Genomic DNA, 24152 nt, shown 5'->3' with positions numbered 1-24152 from the left:
GGGCCCGGCACGCTCCGACTGCCTTGCGGCTACCCTTTCCGCCCTGCCCCCTCTCCCTCTGGATCGGCTCCAGGCGCCTGACGGAGCCCGGTGATGGACAGAATTACGGATTCCGGATCAACCCGGCTCGGAATCGTGCTGTAATTTATATACCATCCATATTTTGCAGCAGTCAATTCCTCTTCGTACCGCTTTCCCTTCAGGAAAAGGCCCAGGGTTTCCGCACCCCAGAATGGGGCCGCCAGCGCCAGGAGTTCCGGTAGCGGTGCCAGGGCACGGGCCGTAACCACATCGGCAGGCGGCAATTCGATCGATTCCGCCCGTCGGGCATGAACCGTCAGGCGCGACGATACGCCGGCCGCTCGTCCCGCCTCACGCAGGAAGGCGCATTTGCGGGTGTCGGATTCGATCAGATGGGTTTCCAGGCCGGTCAGGATACACAGGACCAGTCCGGGGAATCCCGCACCGCTGCCAAGGTCGACCAGCCTATCTGCGCCGGGCGGGATCAAGGACACCAGCTGGGCCGAATCCAGAAAGTGACGAGACCAGAGATCGGCAACGGTCTTGGGTCCGACGAGATTGATCCGCTTCTGCCACTTCTCAAGAAGCGTGGCATAGGTGACCAGAGCGTCGAGTGTTTCACGTGAAACGCCCGTGGAATTCTGAAAATCGGAGGGAGTGCGGACGTTTCCGTCCCTGAACCCGGAACCGGAACCGCCGTTCTGCGTCACGGGATCAGGCCGCCCGGGAGCCGGCAGCGCGGCGGACATGCCGCATCAGGGCCACGACGGCGGCCGGTGTCACACCCGGAAGCCGGGCCGCCTGGCCCAGGGTGCGTGGCCGGGCGCGCGCCAGTCGCTGAACCATTTCATTGCTGAGTCCGCCGACCGCGGCAAAGTCGAGATCCACGGGAAGATGTAGGGCCTCGTCGCGACGATAGGCCCGTATATCCGCATCCTGTCGTTCGAGGTAAGCCGCGTATCTGGCGTCGATCTCGATTTGAGGCACGATCGTGGGATCGATCTTTTGCAGTTGCGGCCAGATCGGAATGAGCGCCGACAGAGTTATGTCAGGCAGCGCCAGAACTTCTGCCGCACTCCGCACTTTGCCGTCGGCGCGGACTGAAATGCCGTGGCGGCCAAGTTCCTGCGGTGTCGCGCGAAGGTCCTGCATGACATGCCGGGCTTCCGCCAGGGCGCGTTCCTTCCGCTGCCAGGTCGCCGTTCTTTCGGGCGAGAGGCACCCGATTTCCCGCCCGAGGGGTGTCAGGCGCTGGTCGGCATTGTCCGCTCGTAGCCGGAGGCGATACTCGGCGCGGGAGGTGAACATCCGATAGGGTTCATCGGCGCCGCGGGTCGTCAGATCGTCGATCATGACCCCGATATAGGCGTCGGCGCGGTCCAGGATGAAGGGTTCGCTGTTGCCCCCGACTGCACGGGCTGCATTCAGCCCTGCGATCAGACCCTGTGCCGCGGCCTCTTCATAGCCGGTCGTGCCATTGATCTGACCGGCCAGATACAGGCCCGGCACCTTACGGGTCTCCAGGGTCGGCAGAAGTTCCCGCGGGTCGACATGATCGTATTCGATCGCATAACCTGGGCGCAGGATGGTCGCCTTCTCAAGGCCGGGAATGGTTTTGAGGAAGGCGGCCTGGATCTCTACCGGCAAGGAGTTGGAGATCCCATTGGGATACACCGTCGAATCGTCCAGTCCCTCCGGTTCCAGGAAGATCTGGTGACGCGGCTTGTCGGCGAATTTCACCACCTTGTCTTCGATGGACGGACAATAGCGCGGCCCGATACCCTCGATCATGCCGCCATACATCGCCGAAAGATGCAGATTGTCGCGGATGGCGGCGTGCGTCAGCTCATTTGTATAGGTGATGTAGCAGGGAATCTGCGGGACCGTGATTCGATCCGTCAGCATGGAAAACGGCTCAGGGACGGGATCCGCATCTTGCCGGTCCAGCCCGGACCAGTCGATCGTGTCGCCATCCAGACGCGGCGGAGTTCCGGTCTTCAGACGGCCGAGGGCAAACCCGGCCTTTTCGAGCGTCTTGGAGAGACCCATCGCCGGGGCATCGCCAATCCGGCCGGCCGGCGTGCGTTCCTGGCCGCAGTGGATCATGCCGCGCAAGAAGGTGCCCGTGGTCAGCACCACCGCGCCGGCGGAAAGTTCCGTTCCGTCGCCAAGGATCAGCCCGGTGAGGCGACCGGTCGGGTCGAGGATCAGATCCTCCACGGCGCCGGCGTGGAGTGTCAGGTTCTCCACTTCCGCCAGGGTCGCCTGCATGGCGTTTCGATAGAGTTTACGGTCGGCCTGTGATCGCGGGCCCTGTACCGCCGGGCCCTTGCTCCGGTTCAGCATTCGGAACTGGATGCCGGCCTGGTCGATGACCCGACCCATGATGCCATCGAGCGCGTCGATCTCCCGAACCAGATGGCCCTTGCCCAATCCGCCGATGGCTGGATTGCAGGACATCTCCCCGATGGTTTCGAGCTTGTGGGTCACCAGCAGGGTGTCGGCGCCCAGACGCGCAGAGGCGGCCGCCGCCTCGCAGCCGGCATGGCCGCCGCCCACGATGATGACGTCCCAGGACATTTTCTGGAGAGCTTTGTCCGCGCACATGGCCCCGGATCCTTTCCGCCGCAGGATATACGGCGTCGGGGATTTTCGGTCAATAGAAACCAACGAACCCGAGACTATTTACAGTGCAGTCACGGGGAATGTTTCACGTGAAACATTGCTTGGGGGCCGCCCCTCCACGAAATGTCGCCGACAATGTTTAGGTGCCAACTGAGAGAATGCGATGGTGTTTCGTGTGTTGAAGACCAAACCGATTGGGGCATTCCACACGCGCACGATGGTGTTTCACGTGAAACAGGTGAGCTATTTTCCGATGCAGAATTCCCCGAACACCACATCGAGGACGGATTCGACATCCACGCGCCCGGTAATGCGCCCCATTTCGGTCAGAGCCAGGCGGACATCTTCCCCGGCAAGCGCCACTTCGGGCTGCCCGAGGCTGCGCTGAAGGGCATCGCAGGCACGGCCAAGGGCTTCACGATGGCGGGCCCGAACCGCGACGGCGCCAGCGGCGACCGCCAGCTTTTCCTCGCACCGGGATTGCAGCGTTTCAAGCAGGGCGGTTAATCCTTCCCCGGTCCGGGACGAAATGCAGAACGGCGTGCCTTCCGTGGGTGCCCGGGCATCGGTGCCATTCAGGTCGATCTTCGTGAGAACGCGGATCACAGCCTGATCGGGATGTCGGAAGAGGTCCCCATGCGCAGTGCCGAAGCCGTTCGGAGTATCGCTGAGATGAAGCACGATGTCGGCCCCTTCGGCGGCATGGAGGGCCCGGCGAACGCCCTCCTCCTCAATGACATCCTCCGTGTCCCGCAGCCCCGCCGTGTCTGCCAGAGTCACCAGATACCCGCCGAGATCTAGGCGCACCTCAACCACATCCCGCGTTGTGCCGGCAATTTCCGACACGATGGCGGCGTCCCGTCCTGCGAGCCGATTCAACAGCGAGGACTTGCCGACATTCGGCGCCCCTATGATGGCGACACGTATCCCCTCTCGAATACCGGACGACGCGGCACCCAATTCTATATGTTGCGTCCACTCTTCGATAAGTGCCCGGATTTCGATTTCATTTCGATCTAGCATCGTGTCGGGCAGATCATCTTCGGGGAAATCCACCGCGGCCTCCAAAAAGGCGAGCACCCGGATGAGGCGGTCGGTCCAGTCCTGGAAGCGGTCCCGCCCCTCCCCGGCTGCCTGGCGCAGGGCCAATCGGCGCTGGGCTTCGGTTTCCGCCGCGATCAGGTCCGACAGGCCCTCGACCTCGGTCAGATCCATCCGCCCGTTGGCGAAGGCGCGTCTTGTGAACTCCCCGGCCTCCGCCTGGCGGCAATCCTTGATGCCGGAAAGCGCGGATAGAAGGGCTCTGATCGACGCCGCCCCGCCATGGCCATGGATCTCCGCCACATCTTCGCCGGTAAAGGAGCCCGGGCCCGGTAACCAGAGGATCAGACCGTGATCCAGCACTTCGCCGGTCTCCGGATCGCGCAGTTTTCGAAGCAGCGCCTTCCGCGGCGGCGGGGGCGCCGGCAGTCCGGTCAGTGCGCAGAGGGCCGGCCCCGCCGCCGGGCCGGAAATCCGGATGACGGCCACCCCGGCCGGGGCGGGTCCGCTGCCCAGGGCAAAAATGGTATCGCTCATGAACTCCGATGTCCGATCTGCGTTTGGGGAAGGCGCCGACGGAATCGACGCCGCGCGACCGCGATCAGTCGCTGCCCTTCTTGCCGTCCGGCGCGCCGCCCATCTGGGCCCAGAACATTTTCTGAAGCTGTTCCATGCCCTGAATCGAGGCCGGCAGCCAGGTCTGGAACAGGGCCTCCGGTTCCAGCGCCTTGAGATTGGCCTCCATGCGCTCCTGAATCTGCTTCATCAGCGCCTCCTGCATCGGCGCGACATCGGGCAGGCCCAGAAACCGACGGGCCTCGTCCGGGGTACAGTCGATATCGATGGAGATCTTCATCGGCGTTCCTTTGCGTATCGGTTGGCGCGTCCCGCCGTTCATCCTATGTAGGGATAAGGCGCTGTCCAGTACCGCCGTGCCGGCGATACCCGGCGGAACCGAATGGAGGGGATATGACCGGCAATCAGCTGGGACTGGAAACAAGCCCATATCTGCTGCAGCACCGGGACAATCCCGTGCACTGGCGGGCCTGGGGCCCGGAGGCCCTGGCAGAGGCCGCGGCCGAGAACAAGCCGATCCTGCTGTCGGTCGGCTATGCGGCCTGCCACTGGTGCCATGTCATGGCGCACGAAAGCTTCGAGAATTCCGCCATCGCCGCGCTGATGAACGATCTGTTCGTCAACATCAAGGTCGATCGCGAGGAACGGCCCGACATCGACACGATCTACCAGTCGGCGCTGGCCATGCTGGGCCAGCAGGGCGGTTGGCCGCTCACCATGTTCCTTACCCCGGCCGGGGAGCCGTTCTGGGGCGGCACCTATTTCCCGCCGGAGACACGATGGGGGCGGCCCGGCTTTCCGGACGTGCTGCGTCAGGTCGCAAAGACCTATCGCGACGCGCCGGAACGGATCGACCAGAATGTCGCCGCGCTGCGTGACGGGCTGGCGGCCCAGGCCAATCCGAAACCCGGCGACGGCATTGGACGCGGCACCGCCGATGAAGTGGCGGACCGGATCCTGCAGGCCATGGACCGGCAGCATGGTGGCCTCGGCGACGCTCCGAAGTTTCCGCAATGCGCGGTTCTGAAACAACTTTGGTCCGCCGGTGGACGGATCGGCGATCCGCGCTATCGCAAGGCAGTCCACTTCGCCCTGCGGCAGATGTGCGAAGGCGGCATATACGATCATCTGGGCGGTGGCTTCGCACGCTATACCGTGGATCGGATCTGGCTGGTCCCGCATTTCGAAAAAATGCTCTACGACAATGCGCAGCTCCTCGACATGCTGACCCTGGCATGGTGCGACAATGAAAATCCGCTCTATCGCCAGCGGGCGGCGGAAACCGTCGCCTGGCTGCGCGACGACATGACGGTACCGGAAGGGGCCTTTGCAGCCGCGCGCGATGCCGACAGCGAAGGCGAGGAAGGCAAGTACTACGTCTGGGACGAGGCGGAGATCGACACCCTGCTGGGAGATGCCGCGGCGGAGTTCAAATCGCACTACGACATCCGTCCCGGCGGCAATTGGGAAGGAAAGTCGATCCTGAACCGCCTGCATCTCGATGCGGTCCCGGATCCTGAGACGGAAACCCGCCTGACCGAATGCCGAAAAATCCTGCTGGCGGCCCGGGACAAACGGGTCCCTCCCCTCAAGGACGACAAGGTTCTGACGGACTGGAACGGTCTGACGATTGCCGCCCTGGCGCGGGCCGGTCGCGTGTTCGATCAGCCGGACTGGATCGAAATGGCGCGGCGCGCCTTCGATTTTGTTGCCGGCCCAATGGCGGAAAGCGGCCGCCTGCGCCATGCCTATCGCGAGGGGCGCGCGCGTCATGCGGCAACGGTCGACGACTATGCGGCCATGATGCGGGCCGCGCTGACGCTTCACGAGGCGACCGGAGAGAATGCCTATCTCGATCATGCGGAAGGCTGGGCGGATGTGCTGGACCGGCATTATCGCGACACGACCGGCGGCGCCTACTTCCTGACCCCGGACGATGCCGAAGCGCTGGTCGCCCGCACCAAATCCGGGGGGGACAACGCGACACCGTCGGGGAACGGAATGCTGGTCTTTATCCTGGCGCAGCTGGCCTGGCGCACGGGGAGGACCGGGTATCTCGACCGTGCGGAGGAGATTGTTCGGACCTTCGCGGGCGAGATGGAGCGCAACTTCTTCCCCTATTCCAACGTCATCGAGGGCGCGCGCTTCCTGGAGGACGGCATCCAGATCGTCATCGTCGGTCCGCCGCAGGATGCGGCAACCGCACAACTGCGCGCGGCGGCCGAACGGGCCCCGCTGGCCGAGCGAATGATCGCCATTTACGGGCCTGAGGACGCCCTGCCGGACGGGCATCCGGCCGCGGGCAAGGGCATGGTGGACGGTTCGGCGGCGGCCTATGTCTGTCGCGGGCCGGTTTGCTCCCTGCCGATCACCGACCCGGCGGACTTGCGCCATGCGCTTTCGGATTAGTGCCTGTCCCGCCGATGTCTCTTGATCCATTGACGGTTGGCCTGCGCCGCATCGCAGACTAGGTTTCTCGCGCAGTATCAAACAACCTCAACGGAGGAGCAGGGCACATGGCGAAGGCAGTTCGAATCCACACGGCCGGCGGGCCGGAGAACATGGTCTATGAAGACGTGCAGGTCGGTGATCCCGGTCCGGGCGAAGTCCGCATCAAGCAGGATTTCTGCGGGCTGAATTATATCGATGTCTATCACCGCACCGGTCTCTATCCGCTGGAACTGCCCAGTGCCATCGGCCTTGAGGCTGCCGGCGTCATCGATGCCGTCGGCGATGGGGTCACGGAATTTGCAGTCGGCGACCGCGTTGCCTATGCCGCGCCGCCGGTCGGCGCCTATGCCACCGAGCGCCTGATGCCGTGGCATCGCCTGATCAAGCTGCCCGACACGATCAGCAACGAGGCCGCCGCCGGAATGATGCTTCAAGGCATGACCGTCGAATATCTGATCCGCCGGACCTATCCGGTGCAGCCAGGCGACACGGTCCTGTTTCAGGCCGCCGCCGGCGGGGTCGGTCTGATCGCCTGCCAATGGCTGAAGCAGATCGGCGCAACCGTCATCGGCACGGCCGGATCGAAGGAAAAGGCGGAGCTGGCCAAGGCACATGGCTGCGACCACGTCATTCTGTATGGCGAAGAGGACGTCGCCCAGCGGGTGCGGGAAATCACCGACGGTGCCGGTGTCCCCGTCGTCTATGACGGGGTCGGCGCGGCAACCGTCGCCGGCTCCCTGGATTCGCTGCGTCCGCGCGGGATGTTTGTCAGCTTCGGCAATGCCTCCGGCCCGATCGAGAACTTTAACCTGGCCACCTTGTCGGCAAAGGGGTCGCTGTTCATGACCCGCCCGACGCTGATGACCTACACCGCCAGCCGCGAGGATCTGGTCGAATCCGCGACCGCCCTGTTCGATGCCTATGCCAAGGGTCTGAAGATCGAGATCAATCAGCGCTACGCCCTGGCCGATGTGGTGCAGGCACACAAGGATCTGGAAGCCCGCAAGACCACCGGATCGACGCTTCTGGTCGTCTGAGGCTCCAGAAAGCCCGCTGCCCCTACTCCGATACGCCTGATCCGACCGAATCTGTGTTTCCTGCGCACCGGTTCGGTTGGGTCTGGCGACTCGCTTGTTAGGCATCGTGCGGAATCCCGGAGTTGCCCCAGGCAAATTGGGCATCAAGCGTATCGTGCACCCCATATCTGGGGGGTGATGTGCAGATTCTGACTGCAATCGTGGTTCATTACCGCAGATGACTCCCCGGCCAATGGCTTACGGCACGAGGCTGTGACGCCAGATTCGAGAGGTGCCCGTGTCAGCCCCCGACCGCACCTCCAGTTCCATGGCTTCAGGCTGTCCCCGGATCACGTCGACTTCGAGAACCAGCGGCGACGTGGGGGTCGCGGATCCCTGGACGGTCTCTTCGCGCGCGCCGGCGCGCCAGACAGCCTGAAACTCCCGCATCTCCTGTCCGCCCGGTGCAACTCCGTAACGAAGCCGGCAGATCTCCGGGTCCGAACCCGCGAGGGCCTGCCCCGCCGTCAGCGGAGAGGCTGAGCCCTCGACCAGCGAGAGTTGGGCGAAGCGCAGGCTGCGGCAGGTGAAACCCTCCGGCGCCGACAGGGGCTGCACCGTAACCTGAATTTTCTCCGGCGCCTTGTTGGCGGGCAACGGTTCTGTTGCTGCCTGGGATGCCGGGTTTGCCGGCTCGGAATCGATCCCGGCCACGATCCGGTCCCGCTGCCAGTAAAGACCGGCTGCCGCCGTCAGCAGGACCAGCACGAAACCGGCCGCCACCACGCGACCGACATGCCCTCGCCCCTTCGATGCTTCGGGCGGGGCCGGAACCGACAGTACGCCAGGCGCGTCGGCCGGCAGCGTCAGATCGATCAGCTTTGCCGCTTCGGCCAGTGTGGCAACGGGCGTGACCGCAGGCTGGTTCACCGCGTCATCGGCGGGAACAAGGAACAGGCATGTCGATCCGGCATCAAGGACCTGCTGTCGGGGGCCGTCGCTGGCCAGCAGCTTGCGCTCGATATGCCCGACCGGCCGCAGGAAGAGATCGCGGTCGACTTCGCCGGTGGCGAAGACGTTTACCTCGGCCGTCTCCTCCGGCCCGGCCAGACGACCCTCCGCCTGCAGCAGATGCGCCAGTAAAATGCCCAGCTGCCAGGAACTGCCGCCATCCACGGGCCGGTCCAGATCGATCCGGTAGGAATCGTGCCCGGTCAGTTTCGCGACCATGCCCGTGCCGCGACGGACAAACCGCCCATAGGCCTCGCTGATCGGCAGGGTTTCCGTGGTTCCGTTCAGGCAGACGACCGGGGGAATGTCGGAATCCTCGGCGGCGATCCGCTGGATCATCGCCGGTCCTTCCGTTGTCGCAATGAAAACGCGAACCCCCATCAGCGCCTCTTTGTCTCGTGCCGGTGCCCCCTCCCTGCACCGGGAGACGTTACACCAGGTCGATCTCCGTCGCCGGGTCCCCGATGGCCGCGACCAGCGGGTCGGTGCTTTCCAGCACCAAACGGATCGTTCCGTCCTGCGGTGCATTCAACGCCCGTTTCAGGATCGTATCCCCATCCCGGATCAGCAGGGCCTGCGGTACCGGCCCTTCCGACGGACAATCGATCAGCAGATATACCTGACTCGCATCCGCCCGAGAGGGCTTTATGCGCAGGACATAGCCTCCAGCCTCACGCCGGTCGAGGCGCCCGCTGCTGGCCGCGGCGGCGCGGCCGATCCGGCAGGCTGCCACCCGGTCGACGAGCCGGTCGAAATCGGCCCGCAAGCCAGGATCGGTAGCCAATCTTCCGACCAGCGTTGCCGGGATCGGCGCGGCGGGGTCCGTCGCGGCACGAAAAAGCGCCGGCATCGCGGCCACTTGCGCAGGTCCCGCCCCCGCCGGATCCAGCCAGCCATCCGCGGCGTGCAATGCGGCAAAGGCGGTTTCGATCCGCGCCTTTTCGGGCGCGCTGCGGGAACTCCAGGATGCGCCGGTCATGCTGCGTCTCCGTAAAGTATGAGGAACTGGTCGGCGAAGACGTCGCGGTCGGCCGCATAGGCCTTTGCCCAGTCCGGCCCGCCTTCAAGACGGGTCAGCAGGTCCCGAAGCCGGGCGCGCAGATCGGCCAGGGGCCCTGCCGCGGTGCTGAAGGCGGCCTGAATGTCAGGGTCGCCGGTCCGGCTTGCGTCGAACCCCTGCCGGGACAGGGCCTCGAAGGCCTTGCGCGCGCGCCGCGCAGTCTCGTCCTGCCCGGTTCCCAGAACATGCAGAGAGGCCAGGGCGACCTTCTCCAGATGCAGGTCGATCTTGCGCAGAAGGTCGATCCGTTGCGCGTAGCTTTCCGTCGCCGCGTCCCGGGCAATGTCCCGGATCTCCGTCCGACCGGCCTTGCGCCGCAGGGCCTGGATCAGCCGGTGCTGCCCGGTACCGAACGTCTCCGCTCGCAGATAGGACAGGGGCAGCCGCAGAAGGCGATCGCCCTCCTCCGCCGGCAGGGTCAGGGTGTCAGTTTCCCGCTTGTTGAGGAACTTCACGGCATCCACAGGCGGTTCCACAAAGGCCGCCAGGGGGTTGTCGGGCGCCCATTCGGCAATTGCCAGATAGGCGTCCTCCCCGGGGTCGACCTCCCCCGCCTCACGATCGGGCCCGATCGCGTGCATATGTTCGAACCGGGCCAGGGCGTCGCCGTCTTCCAGCAATTCGACTAACCTCAGAAAGGCCAGCACAACGGTCCGGTAGGCGCGAAAGTCGCCCCCTTCCCCACCTTCGCCGGTGCTGGCGTCGCGCCAGAAATCCAGCACGGTGCCGTCGTCGATGGCATCCGGACGGAAATCCCGGCCCAGATCGCGTTCCAGGAAGGCGATCAGACTGCGGAACTTGCGCTGCGTCTGAACGCTGGGCAGATGATCGCCCAGAAAATCGTAAAGTGCGCGGGACAGGGCGTTGGCGGCTTTCGACTGGGCCGAAACATTGCGGTTCGGCCCATCAACGCCGTCCAGAATGTCGGAAAGTGCCGTGAACCCGATCGCTGCGACGGTGAATTCAAGGAAGGCCGAAAGAACAGGCATCCGGCCATATCGGATGGCAAAATGTCCGTCGGGATAGCGCAGCTCGACGCCGCCATCGATGCCTGCAAGCCGTCCGGGCATCTCCGTTCTGCCTGCGAAATGACCCCGAAAGGCGCTGGCGGTGGCCTGATCCATGCCCCAGAAGACCCCCTCGAACCCGAAGCGGCCGGCGGTCAGGGCCGCGGCGCGGACCAGATGGACGGTTTCCAGCGCCATCCGCTCATAGGAACGGCAGGCGATGGCCTGGGCCAGGACGTGCAGCGCCTTGCGGGAGAATTTCGGGCCGTTGGCGCCCTCGATCTCCACCAGGGATCGGAACAGATCGCGCAGGGCGGGGCTCTGCCCGGCGGTGATCACCCTGTGGGCGGCGCTCAACACGGTCTGATTCTCCCTCGACATCCGGCTCGGCACGACACGGTTTCCGCCGGCAGAGTAGCCAGCGCCGTCGCCGGGTGTCACGAAAAAGCCGATCGTTCCCATGGCGCCGCCTCCGGTCAGTTGAAGCGCGCGCCGGGGGTCGGCATTGACCAGTAGCGGCTTGAATTCAGAAATCGTTCCGCGCCTTTCAGGCCGTTGGCGGCCGGCAGGATCGGGGCGGCCCCGGTCTGGAACGGATAATGCCAGTCCGGATCGGCCGCGACCGCTGCCGAGAAGTCGACCGGCGCTGCGGGGTCGGCGGCGGTCTGTGCCTCCGGCTTCAGCCAACGATCCGCAATGCGCAGATAGTCCCGCCAGTCATGTTCGATCCGAGGATCCTCCAGGTAAGCATAATCCGCCGCCAGGCGGGCCTGCACGCCGGGCGATGCATGCGGCGCATCGGCCGCAAGCCGGGTTTCGGCCTGCCGGGTCTCGGCGACCAGAACCGTGACCCACCTGGCGCGCTGATAGGCGTTCCAGTAGCGCATCACCTTCTGAACATATCCCTGGGTATAGGAATGGGGTCGCCACTGTCCGGCGGTCCGGGTCAGGCTGCCGCCATTGTAATGCGACAGGGCCAGATCCCAGCGCCGTCCATAGGCGATGTAGAGCTTGCGCAGAAAGGCGACGCCCAGTCGTGCGTTGAGCCGGGCATCATACAGCCGGTCCGGCGCGACGCCGAACTCTCCCAGTGCCGTGGCCGGCATGATCTGCATGAGTCCGCGCGCCCCGGCATGGCTGACGGCTGCGGCGTCGAAATTCGATTCGACCCGCGCCACCGCCAGCGCCAGGGTCGGCGGCACCGTGCCGTCGATCAGCGCCTCCTCGACCAGGATTTTCTGTACCGCGGCCCGGGGCGAGTCGGCGGGCGGCGCGACGGCCGCGAAGGCGGCGCCGGCACCACAGGCCAGCACGATCGCCGCGATCGCCGTTAGGTGCCGGAAAAGCCGCGGCAAGGCGGAAGCCGGGGTGCTGACGATCCGCGGGCAGAGTTTCAGGGCGCACGGATAAGATTGATGAACTCGGCGCATCGGCCGCCTCCTCTTCGATGAAAGCCGGGTCGGGCGTCAGCCCTACAATCGGGTCTATGGCAGGGTCAGGCCCGGAAACCGGTCAGGGGGCTTGCAAGCGGGCGATCCAGTCTGCGTTCAGGACCGTGACCAGCAGATCGGGACGGCCGACCCGGCCCCGCGCGGCCATGGTTTCACCCAGCGGCAGGTCGGGCGGGACGGCCAGGACCACCCGGCCGGCGTCAGCCCGGATGGCTGACAGCGCCGTCAGGGCGGCGTCGTCCAGGGGCGTCAGATCACGGTCCAGGAAGCGGCCGTCATGATAGACGATCAGCACATCCCGGCTTTCAAGGACGGTCGCGGCGGCGTCTTTCCCGGGCGGGACCAGGGTCGCGGCCAGAATGTCCTGCCGGGCTTCAGGGGCCGACTCGGCCTGTTGGCCCGCGCCCATGGAAACAAGGGCGAGGACCAGAATCGCGAAAAATGCCATGGCCAGCGCCAGGGCGATCTCGGTCATGGCGGTGTCCGCCCCGGTTACATGGCGGGCGCTGGAATGCGGCATGGCGGGTTTCCTTCGTCACGGTCCAGGGGCTGTCGGTGGCGAAGGCTATGGGGCGACCGGAGGCGTTTTCGGTTTTTTTCCGCTCTGCGCAAATCATGGTATAGGACTCGCTCGCGCAGGTTACCGGAGGGCACGATCATGGATCAGAACGACGACGGCGGGGACCGGACCCCGGACGACAAGGTCGTCACCCTGTCCAGTCATCCCCGGGCAAAGGTGGTACCTTTGCCGGAATCCTTCCTGCTTGCCCTGCCGCCGCATCTGGCGCCGTTCGTGCGCCGCGATGCCAATGGGGCCGGTCTCAGTGTCGACGCCTTCCTGAACCAGGAATTCATGGAATATCTGGAAGCCTATTACGAGGACGAGACCCGCAGCCTGGACGATCAGCAGCTCAACCTGCTGCAGCTGACCCTGTTCCCCAACGCGGCCGACGGCTGAACGGCGCGGACAGGATTTGCATTCCGGACAGCGGACGATACTCTCCGCGGTTCCGACGCGGTCCCAACATCACCGAAGGTTTGTCATGGCGGATACCCGAATCCCCTTCACCGATCTTGTCGCCTCTCTGCCGGCCGCCGTTCCCTTTATCGGGCCGGAGACCCTGGAACGGCAGCGCGGAACGGCGTTCGATGCCCGGATCGGTGCCAATGAAAGCGCCTTCGGCATGTCGCCCCGGGCGCTGCAGGCCCTGATCGACGAAGCGCCGCGCAGCGCCTGGTACGGGGACGCGCAGAGCTTCGAACTGCGCAATGCGCTGGCCGAGAAGCATGGTGTCGAGCCGGAGGAGGTGCTGGTCGGCGCGGGCATCGACGGCATTCTGGGCAACACGGTTCGCATGTTGGCCGGGCCGGGGGCGCCGGTTGTCACCTCGGCCGGGGCCTATCCGACATTCAACTATCATGTTGCGGGGTTCGGGGCATCGCTGCAGACCGTCCCCTATCGCGACGACGCGGAAGACCCCGACGCGGTGCTGGCGAAAATGCGCGAGACCCGTGCGCCGCTGGGCTATTTCGCGAATCCGGACAATCCGATGGGCAGCTGGTACGGTGCCGACGCGATGCAGCGCCTGATCGACGGCGTGCCCGACGGCGCGGTTCTGGTGCTGGACGAGGCCTATATCGAGTTCGCCCCTGACGGAACCGCGCCGCCGATTGACGCGTCGAACCCGCGGGTCATGCGGATGCGCACCTTCTCCAAGGCCCATGGCATGGCGGGCCTGCGGGTCGGCTATACCATCGCGCACAAGGACCTGATCACCGGGCTGAACAAGGTCCGGAACCATTTCGAGATGACCCGCGTGGCCCAGGCCGCTGCCCTCGCCTCCCTGCACGACCCAGAATTCGTCGACGGTGTCGTCGCGGAGGTTGCGCGCGGCCGCGCCGATTATGCCGAAACGGCCGCGCGGCTTGGCCTCAAGGCCCTGCCGTCGGCAACGAACTTCGTCACCATCGATATGGGTCGCGACGGGGACCATGCCCGGGCGGTCCTGAGGGCCCTGGACGCCGCCGGCGTCTTCGTGCGCATGCCGGGCGTGGCCCCAATGGACCGCTGCATCCGGGTCACCGTCGGCACGGAACGGGACCGCGCAATCTTCGCGGAACGCCTTGAGGCGGTGCTGAAGACGCTGGGCTGAGCCCGGATCCGAACCGGCCGCGACGTCGGAAAGCACGGCCGCCATTGTTGGGGACCGGGAATCGGCGGGAATGTTCGGGGAAATGGCGCGCCTGACAGGATTCGAACCTGTGACCTTCGCCTTCGGAGGGCGACACTCTATCCAGCTGAGCTACAGGCGCTTACCGGGACCGGCTTATAGACAATTCGAAGCGGGAAGGCCAGACGCAATTTCAGGCCCTGCCGCACCGGGTTTTCATCACGAACTTGGTACGGGCGGCGGGCCGCCGGGCTGGTCTGCAGTCGGCTGGTCCGCGGTCGGCTGGGGCGGCAGGTCGAAACTGGCCGGCGCTTCCTGGATCATCTCGATGCCGGACTGGCGGACCTCCATGATGGCGAAGCTGCGCTGGGCCAGCCCGTCGGCGGTGAAGCGGAACAGGCCCTGGGCGCCGATGAAGCCGTCGGGATTGGTCAAGGTCGCGACGTCGTATTTCGGCGGGCGACGACCATCCCCGGCCAGGGAGGCTGCGACGGCGGTCACGTCATAGGCCAGGGCCGACAGTTCGGACGCAGGATGGCCGTACAACTGCGCGAAACGCTGGTCGAACCGGTTCCGGAAGCTGGACCGCGCGGCGGGATAGCGGCTGCCGACCAGGCCGGGTTCGGACGCGAGGCCGGGGAAGCTGTCCCAGCGCTGCAAACCCAGGATGCGGACCGCGGGCTGGTCGACATCGTAATAGGCCAGCTGCGCCGACAGGATCTGCAGGGTCTGCGGGTTCAGCACCGGCAGCAGCAATGCGTCGAAGGGCGGGTCACCCCAGGTTTCCAGGATTTCGAGCCGTTTCAGCGCCCGCTTGGACGCCTCGTCGCCGATTGCCTCCAGCTCGGCCCGCTGTTTCGCCAGGGCCTGCACCCGGTCCTGATAGTCCGAAATACGCTGAATCTGGGTCGCGAAATCCAGGGCGTCCGGCTCGTAGAACGCGACCCTCGCGAACTCTCCCCCACGCCGCGTCACGGCGTCGCGCAAGGCATCGACAGAGACGTTTCCGTAATCGTTGGACGGGGCCAGGACCGCGAATTTCCGGCGCCCTTCGGCCATGGCATGGGCGACGATGGCCTCGACCTGCTCCTCCGGTGCGAAACCCGCCAGGAAGACCGGCCCGCCGGCGACGCGACTGGAATTGGAAAAGCCGACGACCTTGATGCCCGCGGCTTCCGCAATCGGCCGAACGGCGGTCACGGATTCCGCCAGCAACGGACCGACAATCAGCTTGGCACCCCGCTGAACGGCTTCCCGTGCGGCCTGCTCGGCGCCCAGCGGGTTGCCGCCGGTATCGATTGGTACCAGACGGACCTCAGGATTTCGGACATCGAACAGGGCCATTTGCGCTCCTTCCAGCAGCGCATTGCCCGGTCCGGCGAGGCGCCCTGAAAGCGGGACCAGCACCGCGACCGGAATGCCCTCGACGGCGCGAACCGCATCCGGCGGCGGTTCCAGCAGTCCGGAATCGCCCAAGGCCAAAGCTCCCGCGCCCTGATGGGTCAGAGCGGTATCGCTGCCCGGCGCCCCTTCCGGCGCGTCACCGCTCTGTCCGACCGCGCCGGGTTGCGGGGTCGTGCTGCTGGGCGGCAGTGTTACGGTCGGCGATTGACCGCCGCCGACACAGGCGCTCAGGATAAGTGCCGAGCAGACGGCAACCAGCGTGCCGGCGCGCGGCGCGAGATTTCGAGAGGAAAGGGCAATTTCGGCCGATGGCAAAGGCGACATGGTCAACAGGCTCCCGACACGCGCTGGCTGCGCCTCGACAAGATAGGAGTCGCATCCGGGCAAGTAAACTGATCGGCGCGCCATTCGGGCCGCATAGACCCGGATTCGCGCAACAGCACCTACTTACCCTGATTTCCGGCATTCGCCATGGCCGGATTTTGACTTTTTCTGGGCGATCCGGTTCCGAAGCGGTAATCGGCAGGAACGGGCCTGCCCGGCGGATTGCCCCGTGAGGATCTGGCGGCAGGCAGGCAACGACCGGTCCGCCAGGCAGGCCGCGGAAAAACGCGGGCGCGGCGCAGAGGCGATGGCGGTCTGGTGGCTGCGGCTGAAAGGCTACCGGATCCTCGCACGGCGCGCGAAGACCCCGATGGGCGAAATCGATCTGATTGCCCGTCGCGGCCGCATTCTGTGCTTCATCGAAGTCAAGGCGCGGGGCGACATGGGGGCTGCCCTGAATGCGCTGACCCCCGCGCAATGCCGGCGGATAGAGCGCGCCGCGCAATGGTGGCTGCGCCATCGTCGGGAGGCGGACGGGCTGGACCTTCGGTTCGATCTGGTCGCACTGGCACCCGGCGGGCGGCCGCGCCATCTGCCGGATGCCTGGCGCCCGCCAGCCTGACAGCGGAAACCGATCGGATCCGGCGCAGGCCATTGCGGCGAACCGCGACGCATCCTACCTTCTGAGCGATGTTTCCCACTGTGGGCCGACCGCCCGGCCCGCGTCTTCTCAGAGGATCCAGAATGACCCGACTGCTGACCGCCTTTTCATTGCTGGGCCTTGTCGCCCTGAACGCTGCCTGCACGCCGGTTGGGGTGGCGATCGGCGGCGCGGCCATGGCGGGATCGACCGCCATGCAGGAAAGAGGTTTCGAGCAGGCCCTGACCGACAAGAGCACGGAACTGTCGATCCAGAAAAAGGTGATCGACGCGGATTTCGAGACCTTCCAGCGGGTCGATGTGACGGTGGTCGAAGGGCGCGTTCTGCTGACCGGCGTTGTGCCAAATGCCGAAGACCGGGTTCGCGTGGTCGAGGCGACCTGGCAGACGGAAGGCGTGGTAGAGGTGATCAACGAGTTGCTGATCGGCGCCGATGTCGGGGTGATCAATACCGGCTACGACCTGAAGATCGAAAGCGCGCTGGATCTCGCCCTGACCCTCGATCGGGATGTTGCAGCGGTGAACTACATTTCCGACGCCACCGGCGGCACGCTTTACCTGATGGGAATCGCCCAGAACCAGGCCGAGCTCGACCGGGTCATCGCCCATGCCCGAACCATCGAGCGGGTCCGGCGGGTCGTCTCCTACGTGCTGATCAAGGATTCGCCCGAGCGGGTTGCGCTGCTCAAGCGGCTGGCCGAAGTGAAGGTGCAGGAATAGACCGTGGCGGATGACGTCGACATGACCGGCGAGGCCTGGGCGGAGGATACCCTGCGCCGACTGGCCGAAGCCGGCGGGTCCACGCTCGATATTCTCGACGGCGCTCTGGCGCTGGCCGCATTCGATGCGCCGACAGAGCGCCTGTCCGGCTATCGCGATCATATCGCCCGCATGGAGCAGGATCTGGCCGAAATAGCTGGCGACGCAGACGATGCCGCGTCGCGTCTCGCCGCCCTGAATCACGTGCTGTTCGGCCTGCACGGCTATGCCGGGGACGCCGAGACCTATGACGACCTGCAGAACGCCAACATGATCCGGGTGATCGACCGGCGCAAAGGCCTGCCGGTCGCGCTGGGCATCCTGATGCTGCACCTCGCCCGCTCGCGCGGTTGGGACATGCATGGCCTCGATTTTCCCGGTCATTTTCTGCTGCGGCTCGATGCGTCGGGCGAGCGGCTGATCGTGGATCCGTTCCATGACGGCGTGGCGCTGGAAGCCCCGGCACTGCGGGCGTTGCTGAAGGCGACCACCGGCGCGGCGGCGGAGCTGGAGGCGGTCCATTACGAAGCCATTCCCGATCGCGATGTGCTTCTTCGGCTGCAGAACAACATCAAGCTGCGCCTGATTCAGGCCCGTCGGGTGGAAGAGGCCCTGAACGTCGTCGATTCCATGCTGCTGCTGGCGCCGGACCGGGTCGCCCTGTGGCGCGAGGCCGGGCTGATGAACGCCCATATCGGCAAGACGCGCACCGCGATCGATGCCTTCGAAACCTATATTGCCAAGGAAACGCGCAGCGAACCGCGCCGGGAGGTCGAAGCCCTGGTCGGGGAATTGCGCGGAAAACTGAATTGATTCGCCAGTCATCCGGCCTGTACCGGTGATTGTTTCGGGAAGGGAATGACCAAATGAGCCTGCGCGTTGCGATCCAGATGGACCCTGTGGGTCCGATCGACATCAACGGGGATTCCAGTTTCGCATTGGGACTGGAGGCGCAGGCGCGCGGGCACAGCCTGTTCCACTATCTGCCGATGGCGCTCACCTATGATCGGGGGCGGGTGACGGCCACCGCGCATCCGATGGAACTGCGTCGGGAAAAGGGCAACCATTTCACCTTCGGTGACGCGCGCGTTCTGGATCTGCGCAGCGATGTCGATGTCATCCTGATGCGCCAGGATCCGCCTTTCGACATGGGCTATATCACCGCAACCCATATTCTGGAGCATGTGCATCCCGAAACGCTGGTGGTGAATGATCCGGCCCATGTCCGGAACGCGCCGGAAAAACTGCTGGTCACGCATTTTCCGGAATTGATGCCCGAGACGATGATCACCCGGGACCGTGCCGCCATCCGGGCCTTCCGCAAGGAGTTTGGCGACATCATCGTCAAACCGCTCTACGGCAATGGCGGGGCCGGTGTGTTCCATCTGCGACCGGAGGACAGCAATCTGAATTCGCTGATGGAAATGTTCGAGATGCAGAGCCGCGAGCCGGTGATGGTTCAGCGCTACATGCCGGAGGTGCGTCAGGGCGACAAGCGCATCATCCTGGTCGACGGCAAGGCGGTCGGCGCCATCAACCGCGTGCCGGCCGAGGGGGAGGCCCGCTCCAACATGCATGTCGGAGGGCGCCCGGACAAATCCGGGATCACACCGGCGGAACACAGGATCTGCGAGGCCATCGGGCCGATGTTGAAGGAACGCGGTCTGATCTTCGTCGGCATTGATGTGATCGGCGACAAGCTGACGGAAATCAATGTCACCTCCCCGACCGGGATCCAGGAAATCGACCGCTACGACGGCGTCAACCTGGCCGGGCTGGTCTGGGATGCGATCGAGGCGCGGCTTTAGGGCCAGAGGCGAAACGGGCCCGGGAGTCTCGGAGGCTCCCGCTTTCACAGGCGCACAGCTCAGCCCTTCCTGCGTTCCTGCGCAGGCGGGCGCCTGGCTTGATCGTTTCCGGGTCAGGAACCCTATCCCGGCTGTTCGCCGCCCAGTTCGCCGATGGTGAGCACGGCGGAGGCGTCAATATTTTCGGCGTCCAGCAATGACGCGACCCGCTCCAACCCGGCGATCAGCATGGATTGCTCCCAGTCCGGGAGCGAGGAAAACCGTGTGCCGAACTTCGTCTGCAAACCTTCGGGTGCCTGGGCCAGGGTGGTATGGCCCGCCTCCGTCAGCGACAGCCAGACCTGTCTTCGGTCGGTATCACCGCGCTTGCGGGCGATCAGCCCCTTTTTTTCCAGCTTGTGCAGAAGGCTGGTGATCGTGGCCTGAGACACCCCCATACGGGTGGCCAGCATGCCCGCCGACGCCTCGCCGATATCATCCAGAATCTGAACCAGCAGCAGCTGCGATGAAGTCAGCCCGGTATCGCGGGTCACGATCCGGTCGTAAGCCTCCGTTGCGCGCAGAATCTGTCGCAAAACGGTGACGGCGTGGCGTGCCTTTGGATCCATTCGGCCTCCGGTTTGGGAAGTTGCCCTGACCGGACCAAATCTAGCCCGCGCCGCCGGATTCACAAAAAGATAATTAGTTTATCGAACGAAGCATAAATTCGAAGAACCCCCGGTTTCGTGCGGCGTTCGGGGGTGAGATGGACGGGAGTTTTCTGCCAATGCACTGTAAAAGATCAATTTTTTCGGGTCTTTCTGTCGCGATAGGGTTGCGCTCACGCGAAATCTTATTACTTTATGCATCAAATTAAAGCGTGAACTCTTTGGAGGAAACTATGCCTCGCGATGGCATAATTGATGGAAATCAGGACGTTGAGGCCGACGGCCTCGTCTTTCGCAAGCCGACGATGGACGACGGATCCGAGGTCTGGAACCTGATTCAGGATATCAACAAGCTCGACGACAACTCGATGTACTGCAATCTGCTGCAGTGCTCGCACTTCGCCGATACCTGCGCGCTGGCGCTGGATGACGACAAGATTGTCGGCTGGATGTCCGGATATCGCCCGCCGAACGCTACGGACACGCTGTTCGTGTGGCAGGTCGCGGTTCATCCCGACATGCGCGGTCGCGGCGTGGCAAAGCGCCTGATCCGCTGGACGCTGGAACGTCCGTGGAATCGCGATATCCGCCATGTGAACAGCACGATTACCAGTGACAACAAGGCGTCCTGGGCGCTGTTCGGGTCAATCGCGAAGGAATATGAGGCCGACCTCGAGCGCGATCCGCATTTTGAGGAAGACCGTCATTTCGACGGCGAGGCGGCGACCGAACATCTGGTCCAGATCGGCCCGCTGACCCGAAAAGTGGTGCGCATCGCCGCTTAACACCCCCTGTTAACCCATTCGTCGCCGCGATGCGTGCCCGGAAGAGCCGGGCGCGCCGCGTCGCGACGCATCTATTGATCAATATGGAGAAGTGACATGACGTCCCGTCTCACCGCGTTTGAAACCGTCGAATCCGAAGTGCGCAGCTATTGCCGTGCCTTCCCGGTCCTGTTCGAGCGCGCGGCCAACGCGACGCTGACGACGGATGACGGCCGCGACTATATCGATTTCCTGGCCGGCTGTTCCTCCCTGAACTACGGCCATAACGACCCGGACATGAAGGCCGCGCTGGTGGACTATATCACTGCCGACGGCGTGACCCATGGTCTGGACATGCATACCGACGCCAAGCGTGCCTTCCTGGAGGCCTTCCGCGACATCATCCTGAAGCCGCGCGACATGGATTACCGGCTGCAATTCACCGGCCCGACCGGCGCCAATGCCGTCGAGGCCGCGCTGAAACTGGCTCGCAAGGTCACCGGCCGGACCAATGTCATCGCCTTCACCAACGGCTTCCACGGCGTGACCGCCGGGGCGCTGGCCGCGACCGGCAACGGCTATCACCGCGGCGGCAACGGCGCGCCGCTGAACGGTGTGACTCGCCTGCCCTTTGACGGCTATCTGGGCCCGGATGTCGACACGTCCGAAATCCTGGCCAAGATGCTGGCGGACCCGTCCGGCGGCATTGATGCGCCGGCCGCCATTCTGGTCGAGCCGGTCCAGGGCGAGGGTGGCCTGAACGCGGCATCCGCGGAATGGATGCGCAAGATCGAGCGCATCGCCCGCGATCACGGCGCCCTCCTGATTGTCGATGACATTCAGGCAGGCTGCGGCCGAACCGGCACCTTCTTCTCTTTCGAGGAGTTCGGGATCGAGCCGGACATCATCACCATGGCCAAATCGCTGTCGGGGATGGGTCTTCCCTTCGCCATGACCCTGTTGAAGCCGGAACACGACATCTGGCAGCCGGCGGAGCATAACGGCACCTTCCGCGGCAACAACCACGCCTTCGTCACCGCCCGGGTGGCGCTGGAGAAGTTCTGGAAGGACGACAGCTTCGCGCAGTCGGTGCGCCAGAAGGGCGACCTGCTGGAAAGCCGCCTGACCGCCATCGCCGAGCCCTTTGGCTGGGGCCTGCGCGGGCGCGGCATGTTCCGCGGCATCGACGTCGAGACCGGTGATCGGGCGTCGGCGATCTGCAAGCACTGCTTCGAGAACGGCCTGATCATCGAAACGTCGGGCGCCCATGACGAGGTGGTGAAGATCCTGGCGCCGCTGACCATCCCCATGGATCAGTTCGAGGTGGGCCTGAACACCCTGGCCGAGGCGGTACAGACCGTCATGGGTCGCGAAATTCCGGCGGCCGCCGAATAATACGATATCGAAAGGATTACACAGATGATCGTCCGCAATCTGCATGAAGCCCGCGCGTCCGACCGACGCATCGCCGACCAGCGTTGGGAAAGCGTCCGTCTGCTGCTGGCCGACGACAATATGGGGTTCAGCTTCCATATCACGACCATCGAAGGCGATAGCGAACATACCTTCGAGTACAAGCATCACTTTGAAAGCGTGTACTGCGTTTCCGGCACCGGCTCCATCGAAGATCTGGCGACCGGCGAAGTGCACCGGATCGAGCCCGGTGTGATGTATGCGCTGGACAAGCACGACCGCCACACGCTGCGTGCCGAGACCGAACTGGTCCTGGCCTGCTGCTTCAACCCGCCGGTGACCGGCACGGAAGTGCACCGCGAAGACGGATCCTACGCGCCCGCCGACGCGGCGTGAGCCCGACCGACGGCCCCCAAAGTAACCGTTAACACGATGGAAAATCCCATGCCCAATCGCGACCAGGACAATCAGCCCGAACGTCGGCCCGGCAACCACACTGTGGAAAAGCTGGGCGGAACCTCCATCCGGCAGACCGATGCGGTCATGTCCAACGTGCTGATCGGCAACCGGAAAGGCGACGCGCTCTACAACCGGATCGTCGTCGTTTCGGCCTATTCCGGCATCACGGACGCGCTGCTGGAGCACAAGAAGACCGGGGAGTCCGGCGTCTATGCGCTCTATGCGGACAGCGACAGCGATTGGGCCTGGGGCGATTCCCTGGGCGCGGCCCGGGGCAAGATGCTGGAGATCAATGAAGAGATCTTCGGGACATCGCCGGCGCGCCGGCTGGCCGATTCCTTCGTCAAAGAACGGGTCGACGGGGTGCGGGACTGCCTGATCGATCTGCAGCGGCTCTGCGCTTCCGGGCATTTCCAGCTGCGCGATCACCTGATGACGGTGCGCGAGATGCTGGCGTCACTGGGCGAGGCCCATTCCGCCCACAATACGGCCCTGCTGCTGCGCGAGAACGGGGTTCAGGCCCGGTTCGTCGACCTGACCGGCTGGCGCCGCGAGGACGAACTTCCCGGTTTCGACGAAGCCATCGACGAAGCGTTCGACACCGTCGATGTCAGCCGCGAACTGCCCATCGTGACCGGCTATTGCCGCTGCGCGGAATCCCTCGTCCGATCCTATGACCGCGGCTATACCGAGGTCACCATGTCGCGCATCGCCGTGCGGACGCGGGCCAAGGAAGCCGTAATCCACAAGGAATTTCACCTGTCCTCGGCGGATCCGAAACTGGTCGGTCAGGACAAGGTGCGGGCCATCCGTGAGACCAGCTATGACGTGGCGGACCAGTTGTCCAATATCGGCATGGAGGCGATCCATCCCAGCGCCGCGAAAGGGCTTCGTCAGAACGGCATTCCGCTGCGTGTGAAGAACACGTTCGAGCCGGACGACCCGGGTGCCGTCATTCGTGACGACCATCCGAAGACCGATCCCGGCGTGGAAATCGTCGCCGGCCGCAAGACGGTTTATGCCTTCGAGTTCTATGAGCCGGACATGGTCGGGGTGAAGGGCTATGACGCCGCCATCCTGAACAGCCTGAAGCGGCACAAGGTCTATATCGTCGCCAAGAGTTCGAACGCCAACACGATCACCCATTTCCTGGCCGCTTCGCCCAAGGCGCTGCGTCGCGTGGAACGGGATCTGGCGGCCGAATTCCCGACCGCACGCCTGTCGACCCGAACCGTGTCGCTGGTCACCGCCATCGGCCGCGATCTCAAGGTGCCCGGCCTCGCGCTGCGTGCCCTCTCCGCCCTGGAAAAGGCGGGGATCGAGCCGATCGGCTTCAACGACATGATGCGCAAGGTCGACCTGCAGGTCATCGTCGACCAGTCGGACCATGACGCGACGATCCAGGCCCTGCATGAGGGCCTGGTGGAGGCTCAGACCGGCCGCGAGGAGAAGGCGGCGGCGTGACCGGCGGATGAAGGGTCAAC

The 24152-nt window shown here is 64.8% G+C and carries 23 protein-coding genes and 1 tRNA gene; 12 read left to right on the top strand and 12 right to left on the bottom strand.

Annotated features, from left to right (window positions below; genetic code table 11):
• Nucleotides 1–29: 29 nt before the first annotated feature.
• The 4 genes from rsmG to R8L07_07970 form a co-directional block, all read right to left on the bottom strand.
• Nucleotides 30–731: a 16S rRNA (guanine(527)-N(7))-methyltransferase RsmG gene (rsmG, locus tag R8L07_07985; GenBank protein ID MDW3205472.1), complete on the bottom strand. Its 702-nt coding sequence runs from the start codon at nucleotides 729–731 to the stop codon at nucleotides 30–32.
• 4 nt (nucleotides 732–735) lie between these two features.
• Nucleotides 736–2628 (bottom strand): tRNA uridine-5-carboxymethylaminomethyl(34) synthesis enzyme MnmG, encoded by a 1893-nt coding sequence (gene mnmG, locus R8L07_07980; protein MDW3205471.1) that lies wholly within the window; start codon nucleotides 2626–2628, stop codon nucleotides 736–738.
• Between the two features lie 261 nt (nucleotides 2629–2889).
• Entirely contained in the window at nucleotides 2890–4224 is a 1335-nt protein-coding gene (mnmE, locus tag R8L07_07975) for a tRNA uridine-5-carboxymethylaminomethyl(34) synthesis GTPase MnmE (GenBank protein ID MDW3205470.1), read from the bottom strand.
• Nucleotides 4225–4288: 64 nt separating this feature from the next.
• On the bottom strand, nucleotides 4289–4543 hold the full coding sequence (locus tag R8L07_07970; protein ID MDW3205469.1) for a DUF6489 family protein: 255 nt from the start codon (nucleotides 4541–4543) through the stop codon (nucleotides 4289–4291).
• A gap of 113 nt (nucleotides 4544–4656) precedes the next feature.
• Here R8L07_07970 and R8L07_07965 point away from each other — a divergent pair, with 113 nt between their 5' ends.
• Both R8L07_07965 and R8L07_07960 read left to right on the top strand, forming a co-directional pair.
• Nucleotides 4657–6672 carry a thioredoxin domain-containing protein gene (locus tag R8L07_07965; protein ID MDW3205468.1) on the top strand — a complete coding sequence of 672 codons (2016 nt, stop codon included), beginning with the start codon at nucleotides 4657–4659 and terminating at the stop codon, nucleotides 6670–6672.
• Nucleotides 6673–6779: 107 nt separating this feature from the next.
• On the top strand, nucleotides 6780–7751 hold the full coding sequence (locus R8L07_07960) for a quinone oxidoreductase (GenBank protein MDW3205467.1): 972 nt from the start codon (nucleotides 6780–6782) through the stop codon (nucleotides 7749–7751).
• Between the two features lie 237 nt (nucleotides 7752–7988).
• Here R8L07_07960 and R8L07_07955 read toward each other — a convergent pair whose 3' ends face one another.
• The 5 genes from R8L07_07955 to R8L07_07935 form a co-directional block, all read right to left on the bottom strand.
• Nucleotides 7989–9122 (bottom strand): hypothetical protein, encoded by a 1134-nt coding sequence (locus tag R8L07_07955; GenBank protein MDW3205466.1) that lies wholly within the window; start codon nucleotides 9120–9122, stop codon nucleotides 7989–7991.
• Nucleotides 9123–9171: 49 nt separating this feature from the next.
• The gene (locus tag R8L07_07950; protein MDW3205465.1) at nucleotides 9172–9720 is read right to left on the bottom strand and encodes a hypothetical protein; all 549 of its coding nucleotides are present in this window, start codon (nucleotides 9718–9720) and stop codon (nucleotides 9172–9174) included.
• The gene (locus R8L07_07945; GenBank protein ID MDW3205464.1) at nucleotides 9717–11270 is read right to left on the bottom strand and encodes a hypothetical protein; all 1554 of its coding nucleotides are present in this window, start codon (nucleotides 11268–11270) and stop codon (nucleotides 9717–9719) included. Before R8L07_07945 ends, R8L07_07950 begins: the two co-directional genes overlap by 4 nt.
• Nucleotides 11271–11284: 14 nt before the next feature.
• Nucleotides 11285–12238: a lytic transglycosylase domain-containing protein gene (locus R8L07_07940; GenBank protein MDW3205463.1), complete on the bottom strand. Its 954-nt coding sequence runs from the start codon at nucleotides 12236–12238 to the stop codon at nucleotides 11285–11287.
• Nucleotides 12239–12320: 82 nt separating this feature from the next.
• Nucleotides 12321–12779: a hypothetical protein gene (locus tag R8L07_07935; protein ID MDW3205462.1), complete on the bottom strand. Its 459-nt coding sequence runs from the start codon at nucleotides 12777–12779 to the stop codon at nucleotides 12321–12323.
• 138 nt (nucleotides 12780–12917) lie between these two features.
• On the opposite strand from R8L07_07935, the gene R8L07_07930 reads away from it, so the two are divergent.
• Both R8L07_07930 and R8L07_07925 read left to right on the top strand, forming a co-directional pair.
• A complete protein-coding gene (locus R8L07_07930) occupies nucleotides 12918–13217 on the top strand; it encodes a hypothetical protein (GenBank protein ID MDW3205461.1) in 300 nt (99 codons plus the stop codon).
• Between the two features lie 85 nt (nucleotides 13218–13302).
• Complete coding sequence (locus R8L07_07925) at nucleotides 13303–14412, top strand: pyridoxal phosphate-dependent aminotransferase (GenBank protein ID MDW3205460.1); 1110 nt, start codon at nucleotides 13303–13305, stop codon at nucleotides 14410–14412.
• Nucleotides 14413–14495: 83 nt separating this feature from the next.
• Here R8L07_07925 and R8L07_07920 read toward each other — a convergent pair.
• Both R8L07_07920 and R8L07_07915 read right to left on the bottom strand, forming a co-directional pair.
• Nucleotides 14496–14572 (bottom strand) — tRNA-Arg (locus tag R8L07_07920).
• 77 nt (nucleotides 14573–14649) lie between these two features.
• A complete protein-coding gene (locus tag R8L07_07915) occupies nucleotides 14650–16158 on the bottom strand; it encodes a penicillin-binding protein activator (GenBank protein MDW3205459.1) in 1509 nt (502 codons plus the stop codon).
• A 235-nt stretch (nucleotides 16159–16393) separates the two neighbouring features.
• Between R8L07_07915 and R8L07_07910 the strand changes: the two genes are divergently transcribed.
• The 4 genes from R8L07_07910 to gshB all read left to right on the top strand — a co-directional run bounded on the left by R8L07_07910 (nucleotide 16394) and on the right by gshB (nucleotide 19385).
• Nucleotides 16394–16780: a YraN family protein gene (locus R8L07_07910; protein ID MDW3205458.1), complete on the top strand. Its 387-nt coding sequence runs from the start codon at nucleotides 16394–16396 to the stop codon at nucleotides 16778–16780.
• Nucleotides 16781–16902: 122 nt separating this feature from the next.
• A complete protein-coding gene (locus R8L07_07905) occupies nucleotides 16903–17538 on the top strand; it encodes a BON domain-containing protein (GenBank protein ID MDW3205457.1) in 636 nt (211 codons plus the stop codon).
• 3 nt (nucleotides 17539–17541) lie between these two features.
• Nucleotides 17542–18390, top strand: coding sequence for a transglutaminase-like domain-containing protein (locus tag R8L07_07900; protein MDW3205456.1), 849 nt, complete (start codon nucleotides 17542–17544; stop codon nucleotides 18388–18390).
• Between the two features lie 53 nt (nucleotides 18391–18443).
• Nucleotides 18444–19385, top strand: a complete 942-nt coding sequence (gene gshB / locus R8L07_07895) for a glutathione synthase (GenBank protein ID MDW3205455.1) — start codon at nucleotides 18444–18446, stop codon at nucleotides 19383–19385.
• Between the two features lie 122 nt (nucleotides 19386–19507).
• Here the strand turns inward: gshB and R8L07_07890 are convergent, their stop codons facing one another.
• The gene (locus R8L07_07890; GenBank protein MDW3205454.1) at nucleotides 19508–19993 is read right to left on the bottom strand and encodes a MarR family transcriptional regulator; all 486 of its coding nucleotides are present in this window, start codon (nucleotides 19991–19993) and stop codon (nucleotides 19508–19510) included.
• Nucleotides 19994–20265: 272 nt separating this feature from the next.
• Here R8L07_07890 and ectA point away from each other — a divergent pair, with 272 nt between their 5' ends.
• From ectA to R8L07_07870, 4 genes are all read left to right on the top strand, one after another.
• A complete protein-coding gene (gene ectA, locus R8L07_07885) occupies nucleotides 20266–20817 on the top strand; it encodes a diaminobutyrate acetyltransferase (protein MDW3205453.1) in 552 nt (183 codons plus the stop codon).
• 96 nt (nucleotides 20818–20913) lie between these two features.
• Nucleotides 20914–22191 (top strand): diaminobutyrate--2-oxoglutarate transaminase, encoded by a 1278-nt coding sequence (ectB, locus tag R8L07_07880; protein MDW3205452.1) that lies wholly within the window; start codon nucleotides 20914–20916, stop codon nucleotides 22189–22191.
• 24 nt (nucleotides 22192–22215) lie between these two features.
• On the top strand, nucleotides 22216–22605 hold the full coding sequence (locus tag R8L07_07875; GenBank protein MDW3205451.1) for an ectoine synthase: 390 nt from the start codon (nucleotides 22216–22218) through the stop codon (nucleotides 22603–22605).
• Between the two features lie 48 nt (nucleotides 22606–22653).
• Nucleotides 22654–24132 carry an aspartate kinase gene (locus R8L07_07870; protein ID MDW3205450.1) on the top strand — a complete coding sequence of 493 codons (1479 nt, stop codon included), beginning with the start codon at nucleotides 22654–22656 and terminating at the stop codon, nucleotides 24130–24132.
• Nucleotides 24133–24152 lie beyond the last annotated feature (20 nt).

It is taken from the genome of Alphaproteobacteria bacterium, assembly GCA_033344895.1.
In the GTDB taxonomy this organism is placed as follows: domain Bacteria; phylum Pseudomonadota; class Alphaproteobacteria; order UBA8366; family Aestuariispiraceae; genus Pacificispira.
Note: the sequence above shows the minus strand (reverse complement) of the source record. Positions and strands in the feature narration are given on the sequence as shown.

Bases quoted from the DNA above. Each gene is read 5' to 3' on its own strand.
- mnmG (MDW3205471.1), bottom strand. From the start codon at position 2,628: ATGTGCGCGGACAAAGCTCTCCAGAAAATGTCCTGGGACGTCATCATC.
- mnmE (MDW3205470.1), bottom strand. From the start codon at position 4,224: ATGAGCGATACCATTTTTGCCCTGGGCAGCGGACCCGCCCCGGCCGGG.
- R8L07_07970 (MDW3205469.1), bottom strand. From the start codon at position 4,543: ATGAAGATCTCCATCGATATCGACTGTACCCCGGACGAGGCCCGTCGG.
- R8L07_07965 (MDW3205468.1), top strand. From the start codon at position 4,657: ATGACCGGCAATCAGCTGGGACTGGAAACAAGCCCATATCTGCTGCAG.
- R8L07_07960 (MDW3205467.1), top strand. From the start codon at position 6,780: ATGGCGAAGGCAGTTCGAATCCACACGGCCGGCGGGCCGGAGAACATG.
- R8L07_07955 (MDW3205466.1), bottom strand. From the start codon at position 9,122: ATGGGGGTTCGCGTTTTCATTGCGACAACGGAAGGACCGGCGATGATC.
- R8L07_07950 (MDW3205465.1), bottom strand. From the start codon at position 9,720: ATGACCGGCGCATCCTGGAGTTCCCGCAGCGCGCCCGAAAAGGCGCGG.
- R8L07_07945 (MDW3205464.1), bottom strand. From the start codon at position 11,270: ATGGGAACGATCGGCTTTTTCGTGACACCCGGCGACGGCGCTGGCTAC.
- R8L07_07940 (MDW3205463.1), bottom strand. From the start codon at position 12,238: ATGCGCCGAGTTCATCAATCTTATCCGTGCGCCCTGAAACTCTGCCCG.
- R8L07_07935 (MDW3205462.1), bottom strand. From the start codon at position 12,779: ATGCCGCATTCCAGCGCCCGCCATGTAACCGGGGCGGACACCGCCATG.
- R8L07_07930 (MDW3205461.1), top strand. From the start codon at position 12,918: ATGGATCAGAACGACGACGGCGGGGACCGGACCCCGGACGACAAGGTC.
- R8L07_07925 (MDW3205460.1), top strand. From the start codon at position 13,303: ATGGCGGATACCCGAATCCCCTTCACCGATCTTGTCGCCTCTCTGCCG.
- R8L07_07915 (MDW3205459.1), bottom strand. From the start codon at position 16,158: ATGTCGCCTTTGCCATCGGCCGAAATTGCCCTTTCCTCTCGAAATCTC.
- R8L07_07905 (MDW3205457.1), top strand. From the start codon at position 16,903: ATGACCCGACTGCTGACCGCCTTTTCATTGCTGGGCCTTGTCGCCCTG.
- gshB (MDW3205455.1), top strand. From the start codon at position 18,444: ATGAGCCTGCGCGTTGCGATCCAGATGGACCCTGTGGGTCCGATCGAC.
- R8L07_07890 (MDW3205454.1), bottom strand. From the start codon at position 19,993: ATGGATCCAAAGGCACGCCACGCCGTCACCGTTTTGCGACAGATTCTG.
- ectA (MDW3205453.1), top strand. From the start codon at position 20,266: ATGCCTCGCGATGGCATAATTGATGGAAATCAGGACGTTGAGGCCGAC.
- ectB (MDW3205452.1), top strand. From the start codon at position 20,914: ATGACGTCCCGTCTCACCGCGTTTGAAACCGTCGAATCCGAAGTGCGC.
- R8L07_07875 (MDW3205451.1), top strand. From the start codon at position 22,216: ATGATCGTCCGCAATCTGCATGAAGCCCGCGCGTCCGACCGACGCATC.
- R8L07_07870 (MDW3205450.1), top strand. From the start codon at position 22,654: ATGCCCAATCGCGACCAGGACAATCAGCCCGAACGTCGGCCCGGCAAC.